General features: G+C 43.6%; 22 protein-coding genes, 1 tRNA gene and 1 pseudogene. 13 read left to right on the top strand and 11 right to left on the bottom strand.

All coding sequences use genetic code 11. The features are described 5' to 3' along the window. Positions 1-144: 144 nt before the first annotated feature. Positions 145-525, bottom strand: coding sequence for an AAA family ATPase (locus tag V7K60_RS13370; protein ID WP_334926189.1), 381 nt, complete (start codon positions 523-525; stop codon positions 145-147). Between the two features lie 130 nt (positions 526-655). Between V7K60_RS13370 and gatB the strand changes: the two genes are divergently transcribed. The 3 genes from gatB to V7K60_RS13355 all read left to right on the top strand — a co-directional run bounded on the left by gatB (position 656) and on the right by V7K60_RS13355 (position 2,865). Beyond that, positions 656-2,131 carry an Asp-tRNA(Asn)/Glu-tRNA(Gln) amidotransferase subunit GatB gene (gene gatB / locus V7K60_RS13365; RefSeq protein ID WP_334926187.1) on the top strand — a complete coding sequence of 492 codons (1,476 nt, stop codon included), beginning with the start codon at positions 656-658 and terminating at the stop codon, positions 2,129-2,131. 208 nt (positions 2,132-2,339) lie between these two features. After that, entirely contained in the window at positions 2,340-2,678 is a 339-nt protein-coding gene (locus V7K60_RS13360) for a hypothetical protein (RefSeq protein ID WP_334926185.1), read from the top strand. Further along, positions 2,671-2,865 (top strand): transposase, encoded by a 195-nt coding sequence (locus tag V7K60_RS13355; RefSeq protein ID WP_442944393.1) that lies wholly within the window; start codon positions 2,671-2,673, stop codon positions 2,863-2,865. Before V7K60_RS13360 ends, V7K60_RS13355 begins: the two co-directional genes overlap by 8 nt. An 87-nt stretch (positions 2,866-2,952) precedes the next feature. On the opposite strand, the gene V7K60_RS13350 is transcribed toward V7K60_RS13355, so the two are convergent. Next, a complete protein-coding gene (locus V7K60_RS13350; RefSeq protein WP_334926184.1) occupies positions 2,953-3,528 on the bottom strand; it encodes a TIGR04376 family protein in 576 nt (191 codons plus the stop codon). Positions 3,529-3,677: 149 nt separating this feature from the next. On the opposite strand from V7K60_RS13350, the gene V7K60_RS13345 reads away from it, so the two are divergent. Further along, entirely contained in the window at positions 3,678-5,183 is a 1,506-nt protein-coding gene (locus tag V7K60_RS13345; protein ID WP_334926183.1) for a DUF3131 domain-containing protein, read from the top strand. A 548-nt stretch (positions 5,184-5,731) separates the two neighbouring features. Here V7K60_RS13345 and V7K60_RS13340 read toward each other — a convergent pair. After that, entirely contained in the window at positions 5,732-6,529 is a 798-nt protein-coding gene (locus V7K60_RS13340; RefSeq protein WP_334926181.1) for a M10 family metallopeptidase C-terminal domain-containing protein, read from the bottom strand. Positions 6,530-7,568: 1,039 nt separating this feature from the next. On the opposite strand from V7K60_RS13340, the gene V7K60_RS13335 reads away from it, so the two are divergent. Further along, positions 7,569-9,212 carry a metallophosphoesterase family protein gene (locus V7K60_RS13335; protein ID WP_334926179.1) on the top strand — a complete coding sequence of 548 codons (1,644 nt, stop codon included), beginning with the start codon at positions 7,569-7,571 and terminating at the stop codon, positions 9,210-9,212. On the opposite strand, the gene V7K60_RS13330 is transcribed toward V7K60_RS13335, so the two are convergent. The 4 genes and pseudogenes from V7K60_RS13330 to V7K60_RS13315 form a co-directional block, all read right to left on the bottom strand. After that, a complete protein-coding gene (locus V7K60_RS13330) occupies positions 9,140-9,583 on the bottom strand; it encodes a hypothetical protein (RefSeq protein WP_334926178.1) in 444 nt (147 codons plus the stop codon). The genes V7K60_RS13335 and V7K60_RS13330 overlap by 73 nt on opposite strands. 198 nt (positions 9,584-9,781) lie before the next feature. Then, positions 9,782-10,216, bottom strand: a complete 435-nt coding sequence (locus V7K60_RS13325) for a putative quinol monooxygenase (RefSeq protein ID WP_334926176.1) — start codon at positions 10,214-10,216, stop codon at positions 9,782-9,784. Between the two features lie 162 nt (positions 10,217-10,378). After that, positions 10,379-11,041: a carboxymuconolactone decarboxylase family protein gene (locus V7K60_RS13320; RefSeq protein ID WP_334926174.1), complete on the bottom strand. Its 663-nt coding sequence runs from the start codon at positions 11,039-11,041 to the stop codon at positions 10,379-10,381. Between the two features lie 66 nt (positions 11,042-11,107). Then, a pseudogene (locus V7K60_RS13315) lies at positions 11,108-11,254 on the bottom strand (transposase); the annotation flags it as partial. Positions 11,255-11,336: 82 nt separating this feature from the next. Here V7K60_RS13315 and V7K60_RS13310 point away from each other — a divergent pair. Next, the gene (locus tag V7K60_RS13310; protein ID WP_334926172.1) at positions 11,337-11,504 is read left to right on the top strand and encodes a hypothetical protein; all 168 of its coding nucleotides are present in this window, start codon (positions 11,337-11,339) and stop codon (positions 11,502-11,504) included. 42 nt (positions 11,505-11,546) lie between these two features. Next, positions 11,547-11,729, top strand: coding sequence for a helix-turn-helix domain-containing protein (locus V7K60_RS13305; RefSeq protein WP_334926170.1), 183 nt, complete (start codon positions 11,547-11,549; stop codon positions 11,727-11,729). 333 nt (positions 11,730-12,062) lie between these two features. Here V7K60_RS13305 and V7K60_RS13300 read toward each other — a convergent pair whose 3' ends face one another. Continuing rightward, positions 12,063-12,995 carry a serine hydrolase gene (locus tag V7K60_RS13300; protein WP_334926168.1) on the bottom strand — a complete coding sequence of 311 codons (933 nt, stop codon included), beginning with the start codon at positions 12,993-12,995 and terminating at the stop codon, positions 12,063-12,065. 33 nt (positions 12,996-13,028) lie between these two features. Here V7K60_RS13300 and V7K60_RS13295 point away from each other — a divergent pair, with 33 nt between their 5' ends. The 3 genes from V7K60_RS13295 (at position 13,029) to V7K60_RS13285 (ending at position 16,158) form a co-directional block, all read left to right on the top strand. After that, positions 13,029-13,754 (top strand): C40 family peptidase, encoded by a 726-nt coding sequence (locus V7K60_RS13295; protein WP_334926166.1) that lies wholly within the window; start codon positions 13,029-13,031, stop codon positions 13,752-13,754. A 14-nt stretch (positions 13,755-13,768) separates the two neighbouring features. Continuing rightward, positions 13,769-14,782: a glycosyltransferase family 2 protein gene (locus V7K60_RS13290; protein WP_334926165.1), complete on the top strand. Its 1,014-nt coding sequence runs from the start codon at positions 13,769-13,771 to the stop codon at positions 14,780-14,782. A 122-nt stretch (positions 14,783-14,904) separates the two neighbouring features. Next, positions 14,905-16,158, top strand: a complete 1,254-nt coding sequence (locus V7K60_RS13285) for an MFS transporter (protein WP_334926163.1) — start codon at positions 14,905-14,907, stop codon at positions 16,156-16,158. Between the two features lie 39 nt (positions 16,159-16,197). Here V7K60_RS13285 and V7K60_RS13280 read toward each other — a convergent pair. Next, positions 16,198-16,271 (bottom strand) — tRNA-Arg (locus tag V7K60_RS13280). Between the two features lie 33 nt (positions 16,272-16,304). On the opposite strand from V7K60_RS13280, the gene moaC reads away from it, so the two are divergent. Next, positions 16,305-16,814, top strand: a complete 510-nt coding sequence (moaC, locus tag V7K60_RS13275; protein ID WP_334926161.1) for a cyclic pyranopterin monophosphate synthase MoaC — start codon at positions 16,305-16,307, stop codon at positions 16,812-16,814. Between the two features lie 320 nt (positions 16,815-17,134). Further along, a complete protein-coding gene (locus V7K60_RS13270; RefSeq protein ID WP_334926159.1) occupies positions 17,135-17,965 on the top strand; it encodes a calcium-binding protein in 831 nt (276 codons plus the stop codon). 140 nt (positions 17,966-18,105) lie between these two features. Here V7K60_RS13270 and V7K60_RS13265 read toward each other — a convergent pair whose 3' ends face one another. After that, positions 18,106-18,582: a Uma2 family endonuclease gene (locus V7K60_RS13265; RefSeq protein ID WP_334926157.1), complete on the bottom strand. Its 477-nt coding sequence runs from the start codon at positions 18,580-18,582 to the stop codon at positions 18,106-18,108. Further along, entirely contained in the window at positions 18,524-18,835 is a 312-nt protein-coding gene (locus tag V7K60_RS13260; protein ID WP_334926155.1) for a hypothetical protein, read from the bottom strand. Before V7K60_RS13260 ends, V7K60_RS13265 begins: the two co-directional genes overlap by 59 nt. Positions 18,836-18,923: 88 nt before the next feature. Here V7K60_RS13260 and V7K60_RS13255 point away from each other — a divergent pair, with 88 nt between their 5' ends. Further along, a complete protein-coding gene (locus V7K60_RS13255; RefSeq protein WP_334926153.1) occupies positions 18,924-19,181 on the top strand; it encodes a hypothetical protein in 258 nt (85 codons plus the stop codon). Positions 19,182-19,229: the final 48 nt, after the last annotated feature.

Below are 19,229 nucleotides of genomic sequence, written 5' to 3'. Positions count from 1 at the left end.
TGCTTAATCTCAAATATTTTCATCATTTGAAGTTTGTCTTTTCTAAACTCAGCACTGCTGAGCCATTTCTTGCTGCTTAGTCTAAACTCCAGTGATCTAGAATTTTCATCAAAAAACCTTAACCGAACCGTATTGAAACCCTTCCTAGTAATCCTGGAAAGTGATGCTTGGGGATTCAGGACAATCTAATGCCATATCAGGTCTGGATTGCCCAGCATAGGTAAAGCGACGTTTAATCACTCGCGACAAACACAAAATCCGGGGAAAATCCAAAAAAATTACCGTGTCTGCAACTGACAAACGAACGTCGAGAGTACCGCCATAATTACCATCCATAATCCAAGATTCTCGCAAGGTTAGGTCTTGGATTATGCTCTGCCATTCAGTTTTTGGAGTCTCAACCCAACCAGGATTCCAGTACCAAGCATCCAAGTGAATCACTTCTAAACTTAAGATGGTTCCCAGTTCACGGGCTAGGGTAGATTTACCAGCACCCCCAGAACCAATAATTAAGATTTTCTTCACCTTAGATGTGCGTCTCCCTTTTCAACCTCAAGAGGTAAGCATTACTCACCCAAATAACCGTCTTCAGGGCAACTCAATACGCCGCTACAATAGTACCATTACAAGGATTATGCCCAAATCTATTGATATTATGACCACTGCTACAACCGTAAAAACTGAGTATGAAGCGATTATTGGTCTAGAAACCCATTGTCAACTGAGTACCAACACCAAGATTTTCTCTAATAGCTCTACAGCATTCGGCTCTGACCCCAATACTAACATTGACCCGGTTTGTATGGGTTTACCTGGGGTCTTACCTGTACTCAATCAAAAAGTATTAGAATACGCCGTCAAAGCTGGTTTGGCACTAAATTGTCAAATCGCTAAATATAGCAAATTTGACCGTAAACAGTATTTTTATCCAGATTTACCGAAAAATTACCAAATTTCTCAATACGATCTACCGATCGCAGAACATGGTTGGTTAGAAATTGAGTTGGTAGATGCTGAAGGGAATCCGATTCGCAAACGCATTGGTATTACGCGTCTGCACATGGAAGAAGATGCTGGAAAATTGGTACATGCTGGTAGCGATCGCCTTTCTGGTTCTGCCTATTCTTTGGTAGACTACAATCGCGCAGGTATCCCATTAGTAGAAATTGTTTCAGAACCCGATCTGCGTTCTGGACTAGAAGCTGCTGAATATGCTGAAGAATTGCGTCGGATTGTCCGGTATCTCAACGTGAGTGACGGCAACATGGAACAAGGATCTCTGCGCTGCGATGTCAACATTTCCGTGCGTCCAGTGGGACGAAAGGAATTTGGCACCAAGGTAGAAATTAAAAACATGAACTCCTTCAGTGCCATCCAACGGGCAATTGACTACGAAATTGAACGCCAAATTGCCGCAATTGAAGCAGGCAATCGCATCATCCAAGAAACTCGCCTGTGGCAAGAAGACGCTCAATGCACAAGTAGTATGCGGGTGAAAGAAGGTTCTAGCGATTACCGCTACTTCCCCGAACCAGATTTAGCACCAATTGAGGTGTCAAATGAACAATTAGAGCAATGGCGTAGCGAACTACCAGAATTACCAGCCCAAAAACGCCATCATTATGAAAGCGAGTTGGGACTTTCGGCTTACGATGCACGAGTGTTGACAGAAGATCGTTCAATAGCCGAATATTTTGAAACTGCGATCGCATCTGGAGCAAATCCCAAAGCTGCTGCCAACTGGATTACTCAAGATATTGCAGCCCACCTCAATAAGCAAAAACTCACTATTACTCAAATCGCCCTGACTCCGACCAATTTAGCAGATATTATCACTCGCATTGAAACGGGCAAAATTAGCAATGCTCAAGCTAAACAAAAGTTGCCAGATTTGCTTAGTGGTATTTCTCCTGAGAAAGCCTTTGCCGGACAAGAGTTAATCACCGATCCTAGTGTACTGGAACCCATTGTTGATGAAGTCATAGCCGCTAATTCCAAAGAACTAGAAAAGTATCGCAACGGTAACACTAACCTCAAAGGCTTCTTTGTCGGACAAGTTCTCAAAAAGACAGGTAAACGTGCCGATCCTAAGCTGACTAACGAATTGGTTGAGAAAAAACTGAACGCCTAGCGATCTGTCAAACCCATTTTGACGGTTGGAGAGACGCGATAAATTGCCGTCTCTACAGAAAATTTATTCGTCAATTATTTCTTGACAGACTATTAGTAGTCTGTCTCATTAAATTTGCTAGGTAATACTAAATCATGATTAAATAAAGATGTCAGTGCATCCGTATCCACAAACTGACAGGCGATCGCGTGCATAAGGAAAATGGTGTATGAGGAAGAAGTATCAAATAAATCTCAGCGAATCACAGAGACAAGAACTAATCAATTTAGTCAAAAAGGGTTCAGCAAAAGCCAGAGAAATTCGTCACGCACATAGATTATTAATGGCAGCAGATGGCAAGACGGATCAGACAATAGCAGAAACGTTACAGATATCAGTAGCAATTGAGCGCACTCGTAAACAGTTATGTTGTGAAAATTTAGCGGCGACATTAAAAGAGAAAGAGCGTCCAGGAAAGCCACGGAAGTTAACTAATTTTGCCGTGTCTGAAAGAATTGGTCGATATCCACTTTCCAGATGCTCTTGTAATTTCATTGGTAATGGATAACTTAAATACTCATACGATTGGTGCATTGTATGAGGTTTTTCAACCAGCCGAGGCCAGAGGAATTGCCAAAAAATTAGAGATTCACTATACACCGAAACATGCTAACTGGTTAAATATGGTTGAATCAGAATTATCTGTACTTGTCCGCCAATGTTTAAACCGTAGATTCCGAATCTTGAAACTTTAGAAAAAGAGGTCTCGATTTGGGAGCGTGATCGCATTTGTTATTTCGGCGAACTCATTTGTTATTTTGGCGTATTTTAGCCAATACGCGCTACTTCTGCATATTCCGCTTCATTTGTTCTAACTCATCCTGAGTTTCCCAGCTACGGAACTTCTCTTCTAAGTCATCAAAACCACTAGAATAACTGCTAGTTTGATTTGACCAGCCACTGGTTTCAAAACGCTGCTGGGTTTGCGCTTTAGCACGGACTGTCTGTGCTTCGGCGGCTTTAGCTTGCACCTCCTGTCGCCGTTGCTGAATTTTTTGCAGTAGTTCCTGAGATTGGTTAATGCGTTCTTTCAGCCCTTGCATGTGTCCCCAGCGCTGATTTCCTTCGCGCAACAGGGCTGCTTCTCGCTCACCCGCCGCACTCGCCAAATCCTCTCTATTGGCGTTTTTGGCTTTTTGAATGCGGATATGCCAACGCTGAATTTCTTGAGCGGTAGACAGAATTTCTTCTTGCGATCGCTTCTCTTGTAATTTTAAATCTGCGATCAGCTTTAATGTGTCTTCTTCTTGCTCACGCAGCTGTTCTAGCAGCGCCTCTAACTCCAAATGTGGATTGTTACGCAAGAATTCTTCTAAACGGTTTTCTAGAAACCGACTCAAATCATCAAATAATCCCACTGCTAGAACTCCAGAGATCGGGTGCGTGACTATTTTATTGTAGTAGTCAGGTGGACTTCTGGGTGTTAGTTAGATTTCAAAATTGGGAAGAATGTATTTGGTGAAACTACGCAAATAACCCTGACTTACAAAATAAGGCTTTAATCAGTATGAGTTCTGATTTTCAACCACCACCTAAGAGCTTGTCCATACTAGCTTCTGTAGGAGGAGTGCTTACCGCTGCGATCGCGATCGCAATTTTAAATGGTTGGTCTAAGCAACTTTCCAATACTTCTATAAAAAAACCTGAAATATTAACATCCCCAACTGCTTCCCAACCACAGAAAACCCAACCCCCTGTCTCTGGTGCGAAAGAAGCTGAAATAGTTGCCAGCCTTGATGCTAAATCTGTAGTTTTGCCAGGTCAACCCATTCCTAAGAACCAATTAACAGTAGCCATAATTCCCTATGTTGCTCCTGGAGTTGGAAAACTGACCCCAGAAGAAATGACAACGGCCCGTCAGGCTTGGTCATACTTTCAGCGCAACTGGAATGATGAAACTGGCTTGATTAATTCCGTTGATGGCTTTGCCTCTATAAGTATGTGGGATCAGACAGCAGCGATCGCAGCCTTAGTCAGTGCTAAAGAACTCAATATTGTACCTGCGGCTGAATTTGCAGCCAAAATGAGCAAAATGTTGAATACATTAGCGTCAATGCCCTTATATAAAGGAGAATTACCCAACAAAGTTTACAATGCGAAAACTCTCCTACCTGTTAATTATGGTCAACTAGAAAAACGGGAAGAAATTGGATGGTCAGCTATTGATTTAGGAAGAATGGCAATCTGGTTAAAGATTGTCGAGGCAAAGTATCCAGAAATGCGATCGCAAACAGCAGCAGTTTGGAAACACTGGCAAGTCAAGCGTCTAACTACAAATGGCCAAATGTATGGTACTGCCGTTATCAAAGGCAAAGAACAGTACAATCAAGAAGGTCGCTTGGGCTATGAGAATTATGCTGCTTATGGTTTGAAGCTTTGGGGCTTGGATGTTAACAAAGCCTTAGATTATCAGTCTCATACTGCCTTTGTCGATCTTTACGGACAGGGAATTCCTTACGATAAACGGGACTATAAAAACTCTGGAGCCAATAACTACGTTCTTAGCGAACCCTATATCTTGGATGGCATCGAAACTGGGTTTCAAGCTTTGCCTAAAGCTTATGCCGATCGGATTTTAGCTGCCCAAGCAGCACGTTATGAAGCCACAAAACAATTAACTGCCGTCACCGAAGATAACTTAGATCGCGCGCCATACTTTGTTTACAGTAGCCTATTTGTCAACGGAGAACCTTGGGCAACCATCGCAGATACCAGAGAACAGCACAACAATTTGCGATTCCTCAGTGCCAAAGCTGCGATCGGCTGGCACGTACTTTATAACACTGCTTATACCCGCCAGTTATTTGATTTCGTTCAAGGCAATCTTAAGTCTAAAGAAGGTTGGTACAACGGCTTTTATGAGTCTCTGCATCAACCGAATAAAACTCTTACCGCCAACAATAATGGTGTAATTCTGGAGAGCTTACTGTATAAACAAGTTGGGCAACCACTTACCGTTTGGGCAGGAGTCAGGAGTCAAAAGTCAACTCTGAGGACTATAAAAACACCGTAAGTTATATCATGTCCGTATAATTAGTTATGATTCCCACAGTCATTGCACCCCACACTCTAGATGCTCGACTTGGAAAGACCCCAGATGATTAGGAAACGCTATAAAACCTGCGATCGCCGAAATAGCAAATGCAGTCGCTGAAATAACAAATGCGTTGGTGTAGCCCGCACTTCGACAAAGCTCAGTGACCACCCCAAGCATCGCAAAAATAACAAATGCGTTGGCGTAGCCCGCACTTCGACAAAGCTCAGTGACCACCCCAGGCATCGCCGAAATAGCAAATGACCTAACCCCTAATTTTGTAGGGTGCATTATGGACGTTAGTCCTAACACACCCTACAAAACTCAAATCTATTGGGAATAAGGTTTTTTCGACTTGTGTGTATAAACCTACATTTGCCCTTCGCCCGCAACTTTCATCTGACAACGCCAGGAGGCAGATTAATCTAGGAGGATAATTCAACTCCAAATTAAGACATAGGTGCAGGGTGAGCAATGCCCAACCTACTTTAGCTCTTTTTTATAACGTCTACCTGCAATTAACCCCTCTAGACAATGTTGATGTCAAGGCTAGGGACAAAACCAGAGTCTAGCTGTATTGATGCAAATTGGGTTCCATCAAAGTACAAAGATCCTGTGTAGCTCTCAAACGAGAACCTATTATAATCACCTACCCCAATGCCGAACCCACTAGCAGAAAGCTGAATCTTATCCACATCCCAGTAGGCGAAGTCTGTGATGGTATCAATCCCTTCGGATAGAGAGTTAAAGACAAAGGTATCAGCACCTGCACCACCAGTGAGGCTATCATTGCCAAAACCTCCAACTAGGGTGTCCATGCCACCATTTCCGGTTAGGACATTGTTAGCACTGTTGCCGCTAATTGTGTCATTACCCGAACCGCCGTTAGCGTTTTCAATCAGCGATCTGACATCACCGTTGTATTGAAGCGCGTTAAACACCTGGGCACGGGCATAATGGTCGTTGCCAAGATCGGCGCGTTGGAAGTTGCCGCCCACATCGAGGTCAGACCAACCGCCTGCTGTCAAGTTGATCGCGAGATTAGTGGTGTAGTTAGAAAAGTCGTAGGTATCAATCCCGTCACCATCCCAGATCGTGCGGAAGATGCGGTTATCACCCGGTGTTCCTTGTCCGATACCATCGACGAACATCTCCCCGGTGCTGGTTGAGAAAGTGTAAGTCGTGTTGTCAGAGTTGTAGCCAAACCATGCACCGTACATCTGCTGGATCGCTGTGATGTCGTACATCATTAGCGACTGTGCATATCCCCAGGTTTCGTTCGACACGCCGTTGGTCGCTGCCCCCACATACGATCGGTAGGTCATGATTGAAAACTCCATCGAGTCGCGGTCGGAGTTCATGGCAACATTGCTAACACCGTTAGTCTCATGACCGTGCTTCAGACCTAGTGCATGACCAAGCTCATGACCGAAGATGTAGTTGGCATAGTTACCGACGACCGGGTTGTTGTAACTGGTTGTGTTAAACCAAACGTCGCCTGCTTGGACAGTGTTTGCAAGGCGAGAGGCATAGGCTGTGTCTGTTGATATTATACCGAGGACGTCTGACATTGCGATGGGAATAGTTGCATCGCGATCGCTAGCACCAGTCAGTTCAAATGGACTGAGATTGGAGACATTGTAGTACTCTCCCCCTGTCCCTATCCATCTTAGCGCAACAGCTCGCTGGGTTGTGTTTAGCATTTGGAAGCTAACTGCATGAATCGCCCGGTCTGGATAATCAGACTCATAGTCATCGATGCTGTCAGTGAAGCTAAAGCTTACTGAGGGAGATGCCCACTTCAGTCCAATCAGTAAACCATCAATGTTATTGTCGCCAGTTGCTGTTACGGTCGTTGTTTCTGCCATTTTCTAATTCTTAATCACTTCAAAAGTTTTTAGCAAAAGCTGATTGACTAGCTTATAGAAATACTCATGTCGGATTGGGCACATTTCTGCAATTGGGGGAAATGACAACAAAACGTTACTTTATTGACCCTTGTGGCTCAATAAATAAACTCCACTTTATCAGTGTAATTTAAATAAAAAGTATAAAAAAAACATATAATGGTGGTAGGATCTACAACCTCCGTATCCCCTTTGCACTATGTAAGCAGAGTTGAATAATATCTGGAAGTTAGAGCCGTAATAGCGGATAGTGATGGTAAGCGAGTTGACTTAATATCACGTGATTATAGGGCTTTAACGTTAAGATAAAATGCGTTCAGTCAGTGAATACCCGAAAAAATTTGGTATTTGACTCATGCTCAGACGCTTACGCAGCCGTAAAATTTCCTTAGTAGCTATACTTGCGCTTGTTATATGCTTTACTCTGGTAGGTGTGCGTTCATTAGGGCAAACAATTATGACATCAGCACCCCAACTACTCACCGACCCCTTTTTGCAATTGCCAACTGCAACTTCAGTACGAGTAGTTTGGTTTACTGAATTTGCTGGTGTTAATCACACAGTAACCTACGGAGAAAATCTCAAACAAACTGCTAGGGCAAATACTACCAAACTCAGTCGCACACGTGAAGACCAACAATCAAGAGTTGCAAACCAAACTAAAGACGGACAAGTTTATCAAAAACCCGTCCAACGGCACATTTGGCGACATGAGGCTGAGGTAACTGGGTTAACTCCTGGTATGCGGGTTAACTATCGTGTCACGAGTGTGCAAGAGGACGGCAAGAGTGTTGACAGTGATGTTTTTAGCCTTGCAGCTACTCCCAAATCAGATACACCACTAAAAATTCTACTTACCTCAGATCATCAATTAAAACCGATGACCGCAGCAAATCTGCAAAAGGTGGTAGAAACAGTTGGACGAGTTGATGGCGTGTGGTTTGCCGGTGATTTGGTCAACGTTAGCGATCGCGCCTCAGAATGGTTTGATGATAATGTTGGTGGTGCATTGTTTCCTGGTTTACAAGGTCGTGCTAAATATGAAATGACGCACAACGATGTTAAGACAACCTACACTGGTGGACAAATAATTCAATATGCACCGATGTTTACTTGCATTGGCAATCATGAGGTGATGGGGCGCTTTGCCAGGACGGGAAGTTTAAATGATGAATTTGATGATACAATTCCCCGTGTCGTTGCTCAAAAAATCTACCCAGATAAATCTTTAATCGATAATTCTTTTAATACTAATACCTACGAAGAGATTTTCTCTTTACCAAAAAGTAAAGAGGGTGGAAAAAGGTATTATGCAGTTAGTTTTGGTGATGTGCGTTTGGTGGTACTGTACGCTACGAATATGTGGCGGACTCCCAATTTAAATGGAAAGCATAAGGGTAGATATCTAGAAGCTGAAAAGGATTTAAATAATCCTGAAAATTGGGGTTATGGACAGGTGATTTATGAGCCAATTGCTAAAGGCAGCAAGCAATATAATTGGCTAGAGTCTGAACTTAACAGCCCTGAGTTTCAACAAGCAAAATACAAAGTTGTGATGTTTCATCATCCACCCCACACTCTGGGTGATAATATAGTTCCTGCTTATACAGAACCAGTACAGATAATTGAACGGGATAATAATATCAAAGCAGTGCGTTATGAGTACCCAAAAGACGCAGATTATATTATCCGCGATGTTGTCCCAATACTTGAAGCATCTAATGTGCAATTGGTATTCTATGGGCATTCCCATTTGTGGAATCGCTTTGTTAGTTCCAGTGGAATGCACTTTCTAGAAACATCTAATGTAGGTAATACTTACGGTGCTGCTTGGGGCGATAGAAAGCGAGAAGTACCAATTGGATATCAAGAGGATTATGTTAAGCTTGGCGATCCCAATGGTTTAGAACCGATAGTGCCAACAATTGCCCCCTTGCTGGGTGAAGATGGGAAACCGATGCCTTATATTGCGAGTAATGATATTACAGTTTTCAGTATCTTTGATACGGGGACAGGTATGATAAGTAGTTATCGCTTTGATACTCGCAAGCCTGATTCGGAAGTATTGAAGTTTGACGAATTTAAGTTGAATTCCCAATGAGTTACTGACGAAAATATGAAAGCGTAAGGATCAGAGAAGAACCAGCATAAAATTAAACATGAAAAAGCCAAGCTAGCACTTAAGAAACCATCAACGACTTCTCCCACCCGCAACCCGTGCCGATATAGAAGCAAAACCAGCGTCGCATCCCGGTGCGCGTGTCTGCCACCATGTTTTTTAATGGCTTTCATCATCGCGTCCACTTCTGAGAATAATAAATATTCCCGCGATCGCACATCCTCATATCTGCGTTGATTGGGAGACTTGCGCTTGGAGACAGCAGACTCACTTTTTTCCGTTTTACCAACTTTTGATGATTGGGTATCGGGTGAGGTCTCCAGGCAGACATGCAGTGAAACTCGACTGAACAAGGGTTAGCGATGCCGCCAGTATGCCAGATTTGTATCGTTTTACCAGCATTCAGTTAAAAGTTGGGATTTATAACTATGCTTTAAGGATTAGTTTTAGCAAGCGTTAAGGCAGAAAAGCTCATAGCATAGTGGTTGTAGCTAATCAGCCTTCTCTACACCGCTTTAAATCTTCTGCTGTGAATTGTTTATTTTCTGAACTCATTTTCCACCTTTTTCCATCTTTTTGAATATTTTAGTCATCGTCTGCGCGTCTATCGTTTCCATATCAACTAGCTTTAGCGATTTGACCATTTTCAGCGTCGTGGTTTTATAGTGTTGGAAATGCGGGGTTTTGAGATGTGACTCGTATGCTTCGCGGCTGGCGTAGATTTCTAGAATCCTAACCTCAGTCGGAGTTTCTTTTTGATACATCGGGAAAATCGAAATAACGCCCGGTTCCAATCTGACTGAGGCTTCAGATTCTTCTTTCAAAATGGCTTTATACTCATTGAGATAATTAGAATCTATTTCAATTTCCGAGATACGCACCATTATCTCTTTTTGCTGGGCGGAAGCCGCACTGCAACTAACAAGCATAATTATCAGAATTAAAGAAATAACTATTTTTTGAAAACAGACGATAACTTTATCCATGTTCTTTGGTTCACGACAATGAAGTCTAAAAATAACAGCAAGCTTTTAACAAAACAGATTACTTGTTGTGCGCTGCCGATCATCGATGAAGCCTGCCGTTATTTTTCTTCCCTTCTCTCGGATATTAAAATTACTTTCGGCAAACAGTTCGCCGAATGAGTGCTACTGCTTTTTTTGTCTGGCAGCAATAACTTTCGCCAAGGATTTTCTGGCTGTTTCAGCCTGCTGTCGGCTGATGTTTTTTTCGATCAAACCAAAAACCTCTCTTAACCCGCTTTCCGTCAGCCCGGTATTCATTCCCATTGACAAATGAGATTCTAATTGCAATTCGACACCCGGCATTGCGGCGAGTGCTGAAATAGTGGCTAGTTCACGCTGCCGATAGTTCAAAATATCGCTGTCGAAAATATCGGCGAACAAATGCTCTTTCAAAAAGCGGTCAATCGTCGGACTAAATTCACCGAAACCTTTGGCGGGCTTGGATTGGGGCTGTCCAGTGAGCGTTTCCAATGTCTTTCTGCCTCGCTCGTATTTGTCGCCGGTATCATTAATCGGTGTTGCCGTTTTTCCCTGTGTATCAGCAATGCCCTTATTTTTTCTTTCTTCTAACACTGTCATAAATGTGTTGATACCCTTTAAGCTGCGCGGAAAACCGCAGTAGGCATACATTTGAACCAAAACTTCTTTGACTTCATTAACGGTCAGCCCGGCATCAAGTCCGCCATTTAAGGCTTTTCGCAGATTTTCCAAATCGCCGTTGGCGGTAAAGGCGGAGATCGCGACAAGGCTTTGTTGTCGTGCGTTCAAGGGTTGATCATTGTTCATTGTTTGTGCCTCCGACAAAAATAAAAAGGCTAAATATCACAACAGACACCAGTGCTAAGAACCTGTTTATAATCTTTTAAGTATTAGCGTTAGGAATGCTAGTACTACCATGTTAAGGGATGTGTGAAGTTTTCTCTGGCAGTTTTTCCATAACCTTGTGCATTTTTCGAGCCAAGCGAAAGAGCGTTCGACGACCCATCGTTTGGGGATGATTATAATGGGGTAATACTTCACGTAACCTATACTGAACGCAGTGACCGTATCCGGTTAATATCGGCGCGAAGGGCAACAAAATATGAGAGAGACGAGTACTATCGCCAGAAAGCACAAGGACGGGACGGTGGTTGAAGTTTTACCGGACGGCAGCGAACAACCTATTTCCAGCCAACCCATGCGTCCGATGACGGAAGAAGAAATTGTAGCTGCGGCATTCAGTGACCCCGATGCTATTCCCCTGAAGTAAGATCAGCTAAAAACTGCCCGTCGTGTCCCTCGTGTCAAAACGATGCGCCGCGCCTTGCAACTGACCCAAGAGGAATTTGCAGCATGTTATCGTATTCCGCTTAATACTTTGCGTGATTGGGAGCAAGGACGCAGCGAACCTGACCAAACAGCACAAGCATATCTTAAGGCTATTGCGGGTAATCCTGAAGCTGTTTATCAGGCATTGCAGTTCATCCCACAATAATTTCAAGAGAAAGATTTTGCGAGGCATCGTAAAAGGACTGACAGGCACATAACCAACATAAACTGTGTGTGCGATGTGAAAAATAACAGCAAAAGTGCGGGTACAGCCGACAAGATACCCTAGAAATATTTCAGATACTCAACGGGTTTAAAAGTAAACTGCATTGGTATATGGCGTATCATGGTATTTTCCAGGTCGCGCTCCCATTTGCCAGTCATGACATTGAGCTTCGCCTAGCAGGTTGAGGCAGACGGCGTTGAACCACAATTCCCTATAGGAGCGCACAGCTAGCTATGTGCGCCTAACCTATGGTTTGTTTCTAAAAATTTTGGATTATAGACTGCTAATCGCATCGGCAACTAGTTTAGAAACAAAGGGCAAAATATCCCGACTCTTAGCCTGGGCTTTACCTTCAGTAAATACCACTAAGAGGTAAGGGCGCTGTTCTGGTAACTCAATATACGCAACATCATGGTGAACTTGACTTGTCCAACCTGCCTTTGACCAAATTTGAGCATTTTCAGGCAATCCACCGCCTAAGAAACCTGTTACCTGATTTTCCTCTCTGTCAGTGGGCAAATCGTTAAGAGTCCGTTTGAGCAAAGCCATCATTGCTTGCGATCGCGCACTTGAAACCGCCACTCCACCTACAATACTATGCAGTAACCTAGCGATCGCATTTGTTGTCAACATATTGCGATTTTCTAGTAACTCTCCCACAAATGCCCGTTCTCGTCCATAAGCGCCATCACTCCAAGTTTTTTGACAGACGTTAATCGTCTCCATTTCTTCCCAACCCAAAGATTGGTAATAGCGGTTAACAATATTACGCTGATATTTCCAGGTTTCAAAGGGCCCGGTTGGTAATTGTGGTCCTGAAGTGGTGCCACTCAAAATATCCACAACCAAGCTGGTAGCATCGTTACTAGAATCGACAATCATATCCTGCAAAGCTCGCTCCAACTCCTTGGAGGTTTGACTCATGCCTTTTTCTAGCCATTCGTTTACCGCCACCAGGTAAAATAGCTTGACTACACTAGCAGGATAAATCCGCTCAACACCGCGATAAGTGAAACCACGAACTGGGTGATCCCAAAAAGCGTTGGGAGTCAGCGCCCCACCAGTATTTACTCGCACCGGTGGATCGTAAACAACCCAAGTCAAGGCAATTTGGTTACGTGCTAACGTCCCAAATGCTGCCCAAGTTGCATCTAAAATGCCTAACCCAAGATTTTCGAGTTGTTCGTCTTTATTAAAAAAAATCATTCTCTGATAATGTCCTTTAATCTAAAATCCAAAATGGTTCGACTGAGCGAAGCCGTTCGCGTAGCGTTCCGCAGGAAAGTCCAAAATCCAAAATCAGGGGAGTATCAGTGTTTAGCTGATCTGAATTTATATGATTCTCCTGAATGTACGCGTTTAGCAACTCAAGCTGCATCTGGGAGACATTTGTGGGTAACATCAAATCATCAAAATTTGGCGGTTGAGGTGTATTTATGTGAAGATGACTATCCAGGATGGGTATACCTTTCAGAATTTGATTCATTACAATTTGCTACTGTACCTTATCAGGCTGCAACATTTTCTGAATCGGAGATTAAAAAACTTCTAGCAGAGATTATCGCCTTTACCCAAAAAGCGATGCAACAATCAAATTATTACCTTTGGGGTGGTACGGTTGGGCCAAATTATGACTGTTCTGGGTTAATGCAGGCGGCGTTTGCTTCGGTGGGTATTTGGCTACCTAGAGATGCCTATCAACAGGAAGGATTCACTCAACCAATTACGATTGCAGAATTAGTAGCTGGGGATCTGGTATTTTTTGGAACTAGCCAAAAAGCTACCCATGTCGGGCTTTATTTGGTGGATGGTTATTATATCCATAGTTCTGGGAAAGAGCAGGGACGGAATGGGATTGGAATTGATATTCTCTCGGAACAGGGAGATGCGGTTAGTCAGTCGTACTATCAGCAGCTGCGAGGTGCTGGTAGAGTTTTTAAGAGTTACGAACCACAGAGACGCTGAGGGCGTTGAGGCTTATGAGGAGTGGGTTGGTTTTTGAAAGAAGTAGTGAGGAGAATGGGGCGATTTCAGCAATTGTCCCAGATGTTTCAGTGGTAGTACCAATACATGACGAGGTGGAGAGTTTGCCACTTTTACTAGAAGCGATCGCCTCTACTTTATCTTCTAGTCAGGTAAATTATGAAATCATTTGTGTGGATGATGGTTCTACAGATGGTTCTGGGGATTTTCTTAAAGAACAGGCGCAAATCCGCACTGATTTAAAAGCGGTGATTTTGCGTCGCAACTACGGACAAACTGCGGCGATGGCTGCTGGATTTTATTATGCAGTCGGTAAAGCGATCGTTACTTTAGATGCCGATCTCCAGAATGATCCAGCTGATATCCCTATGTTATTAGCAAAGTTGGACGAAGGTTATGATTTGGTAAGTGGTTGGCGGCAAAAACGCCAAGATGGGGCTGTAAATCGGTTACTTCCTTCCAAAATTGCCAATTGGCTAATTCGCCGCACCACGAGCGTGAATATTCATGACTATGGCTGTTCGCTGAAAGCCTATCGTGCAGAACTTTTGGCAGATATGAATCTCTATGGGGAATTACACCGATTTTTACCTGCTTTGGCGTACATCGAAGGAGCTAGAATTACTGAAATACCTGTACGTCATCACGCCCGTCGCTTTGGTCGTAGTAAATATGGAATTTGGCGGACATTCCGGGTATTGATGGATTTGTTAACCATTCTGTTTATGAAAAAATTCCTCACCCGTCCGATGCACGTTTTTGGGCTGTTGGGCTTGATTTCAATGTTTTCGGGCACTGCGATCGGAATTTACTTGACTTTCGTCAAATTAGGTTTCCATGAGGACATTGGCAATCGCCCCTTGCTGATTTTAGCAGTTCTGCTGCTACTAACAGGAGTGCAGCTGTTTTGCTTCGGACTTTTAGCAGAATTGCTCATGCGTACATACCACGAATCCCAAGGACGGCCTATCTATCGTGTGCGAGAGGTAGTAGCAAAAAATGTTAAGTAACGTAACAATAGTCATGGGGCATTGGGCATGAGTAAACATTCAAGAGTAAATATTCGTTTACTTCTAACTCCTAACTCCTAACTCCTAAGTATTGACAAAAAACTCATTAAGTTGCATCTACCTTGAAAGCATTTAATACATTTGACGCCGAACTGCGGCGCAACCTGCTGATTTTATTTACAGCAGGTTTATTATTCTGGTCGAGCCTGTCTTCGCTCTTGCCAACTCTACCGCTTTACATCGATGATGTGGGCGCAAGCAAGCAAGAAATTGGGATTGTGATGGGTAGTTTTGCCATTGGGTTATTGCTATCTCGCCCGATGCTGGGAAGATTAGCCGATGAACGTGGTCGCAAAATTGTCTTATTGATTGGTACGATCGTAGCTGCGATCGCACCCTTTGGTTACTTGGCAACCAAATCAATTGGGTTATTGATCCTGGTGCGGATTTTTCACGGCATTAGTGTTGCTGCTTTTACCACTGGCTACAGTGCCTTAGTCGCAGATTTAGCGCCCGCCCAAACTCGTGGTGAAATCATTGGGTACATGACCCTAGCAACTCCTATTGGTTTAGCAATTGGTCCTGCCTTGGGTGGGTCTTTAGAAGCTACAAGTGGTTACGGGATATTATTTCTGTTATCCGCCGAATTGGGTTTTGTCGCCCTGTTGGGGATTGTACAAGTTACGAATCCGCAAGTGCAAACGCAGGAGCAGACAGAGGAAGAGGATCGCAAATTTTGGCAAATTTTGGCCAGTCCAAGGGTGAGAATTCCAACTATAGTTATGTTACTGGTTGGTTTGTCTCTCGGTGCTGTACATACCTTTGTGTCGTTGTTCCTCAAATCCACTGAGGTGGACTTCAATGGCGGACTGTTTTTTACAGCTGCGGCAATTTCTAGTTTTAGTATCAGGATATTTGCTGGTAAGGCAAGCGATCGCTTCGGGCGTGGTTTGTTTATTACTTTTGGGATTTTCTGCTACGTTTTGGCGTTAATACTGCTGTGGCAAGCTTACAATGTGATCGTTTTCTTACTGGCTGCGATCGCTGAAGGTGCTGGTGGTGGTACACTGATCTCAATGATGATTACCATGATGGCAGACCGTTCACTGCCGCAAGAACGGGGGAAAATTTTTGCTATATGTATAGCTGGACTTGACTTGGGAATTGCGATCGCTGCTCCTCTTTTGGGTATTATCGCCGAACTTGTAGGCTACCGCGATATGTTTGGCTACGGTGCTGCAATCACTTCTCTAGCACTTATCCTCTTCCTCACCCATTCAAGCAAAAACTTATCCAACTCCCTGCGCTTTGCACTAGGTCTAGCTCCAGATGCCTACGCCTTGAAAAACTTAAAAGTTAGGAGTGATGAAATTTAACTCCTCACTCCTAACTTTCAACTGTTAACTTTTTAAAAACGGGCGAGGAGGGATTCGAACCCCCGACACCGTGGTCCGTAGCCACGTGCTCTAGTCCACTGAGCTACACGCCCTCACCGACAATCTATATTAACACGTTCTAACAAATGGCGCAAGATAATTTTCCATCTAATTTTGCCAACTTAACCCATCTAGATCCCCAAGGACAGGCACAGATGGTGGATGTGTCTGATAAAGTACCTACCATTCGCCAAGCAGTAGCAGCTGCTAAGGTGCGAATGCTGCCAGCCACTTTCGCTGCCATTCAAGCCGGAAATGTCCCAAAAGGCGATGTGTTGGCGACTGCAAGATTGGCTGGAATTATGGCAGCCAAGCAAACAGCTACTTTAATTCCTCTGTGCCATCCGTTGCCTTTGCAAAAAATCGCAGTCGAAATCATACCTGATCCCCAACTACCGGGTTATCAAATTCAAGCCACAGTTAAAACCAAAGCTGAAACCGGTGTAGAGATGGAAGCCTTAACTGCTGTTTCTGTAGCTGCCTTGACTTTATACGATATGGCAAAAGCTTTAGAAAAGTCGATTCAAATTGAATCAATTCGTTTAATAAGTAAGAGTGGCGGGAAATCAGGAGATTATTCCCCACCAGAGCAATAAGCTGCGCCGCTCTGCCTTTGCGCTGCGACAACCTGAAAAAGCGTCTACGTTAAAAAAATTGACCCTTCGGCTTCGCTCAGGGTCAACAGTGAGCGAAGCCGAACTGTTGACTTTGATAAAGAGTTAAGCCTTAACACAAGTCTATTGAGAAATAATCACCTTATCTACTCCTTATTTTCTAGCATGCTGAATCAATTCTTGCTTTTTAGCAGCATACTCACCACCTTTCAAATGTCTAGATAATTAACTGAAATTAATACACAAATCCTGACAGAAAATGTGAGAATTTTTCCAAATACTGTTTTGGATATTCAGTAGCCATGTTAAGTATCAAAGATATTGAAATTCAGAATATTCCCCTAAGTGCTGCTACCAACGATACCCTCGAAGGCACCAGCGTTGCCGATACCCTGATTGGCGGCAAGGGCGATGATTTTCTCAACGGTAAAGGCGGTGCTGATATTTACCGTTATGCTCTTGGGGACGGTAATGACATCCTGTATGATACTGAATATAGGGGCGGCAACATTGACCAGCTTATATTCTCTGGCAGTGGACTGACTGCCAGCAATGCGATTGTTACACGCCTCGGCAGCAGGGATGACCTGAAGATTTCTTTTGGTGGTGTTACTGGCTCCGTCACTCTCAAAGAACAAGTTGATGGCACTTATGACTACGGCGTTGAAAAGATTACCTTCAGTAATGGAACCATCTGGAACGAAGCGCAGTTACGGAATGCTTACCTGACTTTAGGTGCTGCTACCAACGATACCCTTGAAGGCACCAGCGTTGCCGATACCCTGATTGGCGGCAAGGGCGATGATTTTCTCAACGGTAAAGGCGGTGCTGATATTTACCGTTATGCTCTTGGGGACGGTAATGACATCCTGTATGATACTGAATATAGGGGCGGCAACATTGACCAGCTTATATTCTCTGGCAGTGGACTGACTGCCAGCAATGCGATTGTTACACGCCTCGGCAGCAGGGATGACCTGAAGATTTCTTTTGGTGGTGTTACTGGCTCCGTCACTCTCAAAGAACAAGTTGATGGCACTTATGACTACGGCGTTGAAAAGATTACCTTCAGTAATGGAACCATCTGGAACGAAGCGCAGTTACGGAATGCTTACCTTACCTTGGGTGCATAGGGATCGCCTATGACGACTGTTGGCAAATTTAAAAAACACTTACGCCAAACTGTCGAACGCAGCCTATTAATATAACCAGTCCACAAAACGGAAGATGGGTATTAATTCTTCTTCCTCACTCCCTACTCCCCACTCTCCAGTCACGGAAGATTATCAGGATCAATGCCGAGATTACGCAAATATACTGCTAACTGTTCAGCGCGTTGACGTTTTTGTTCAGCGCGTTGACGTTCTTGTTCTAGCAATAACTCAGCCCGTTCTGCCCGTTGATTTAGTTCCAGCGAATTCAAAAATCTCTGTCCATCTGGACGGTAAATTACTAACTCCCCAAGACCTGTTTGAAATTTAATTCCTAAGTGGGGACTGAACCAACCATCCATTTGCCATAGCTTATTCAAATGGTTGTTTTGCCGCAACCAGCCATCTAGTTGAAAACTTTCAAGGTCGTATAAATAGTATTCTTCAACACCATAAGTATCGTAAAATTCCAGTTTACGCTCCATCTCCTTGGTATCATTACTATAAGAAAGAATCTTAAAGACTACTTGTGGTGAAATATTATCTTCTTGCCACTGGCGATAAGGAACGACGTTTACCCTTTGGTCTACCGAAGACACCCATCACATCAGGTGCAGTCGGTGTAATCAGCCGAGAACGGACGGGATACCAGAGTAAATCTCCTGCAATCAAAATATTGTCATTATTAGCAAACAGAATCTCTAAATCCTCTTTAATCAAGACAATCCAACGATATTGCTCTGTATTGTCTGCCATTGGTTTGCCGTCGCTATCTGGATAGAGGAGATCGGGGTCTGTTTGCTCAAAGATCGTCATCGGATTTAACCCAGTGGCTTTTGACTTCCAATTCAATTATGACTGCTTCTAGAAGTCTAATAGCAACGACTGCACCAAAAACCTTACAATGAATAGGGTGTATTTAAATCTGTAACAAATATTTATGCCTCCTCGTTGGCCTCGCAAACCCGATCGCAAAGACCCTGATTACCGCAAGATTGATGACCGGATGAATTTTGCCATGCATGTAGCGATCGCTGCTACGATTAATTCTGGCTTCTGGTTTTTTCACATCTTGAAAAGCACTACCTGGGACTGGCTGCCGTTATTTACTGCAAGTTGGACAGGCATAGTATTAGTGCATCTGATTTATATTAGTGCGATCGCTAATTACAGCGAAACTCCACCTAAATCCACCTGAAGACGGACTGCTGATGCTGGGGCGATTGTAACCTGTGGTAGTAGAATC

It is taken from the genome of Nostoc sp. (assembly GCF_036917555.1).
In the GTDB taxonomy this organism is placed as follows: domain Bacteria; phylum Cyanobacteriota; class Cyanobacteriia; order Cyanobacteriales; family Nostocaceae; genus Nostoc.
This window is presented reverse-complemented; position numbering and strand designations above follow the sequence as displayed.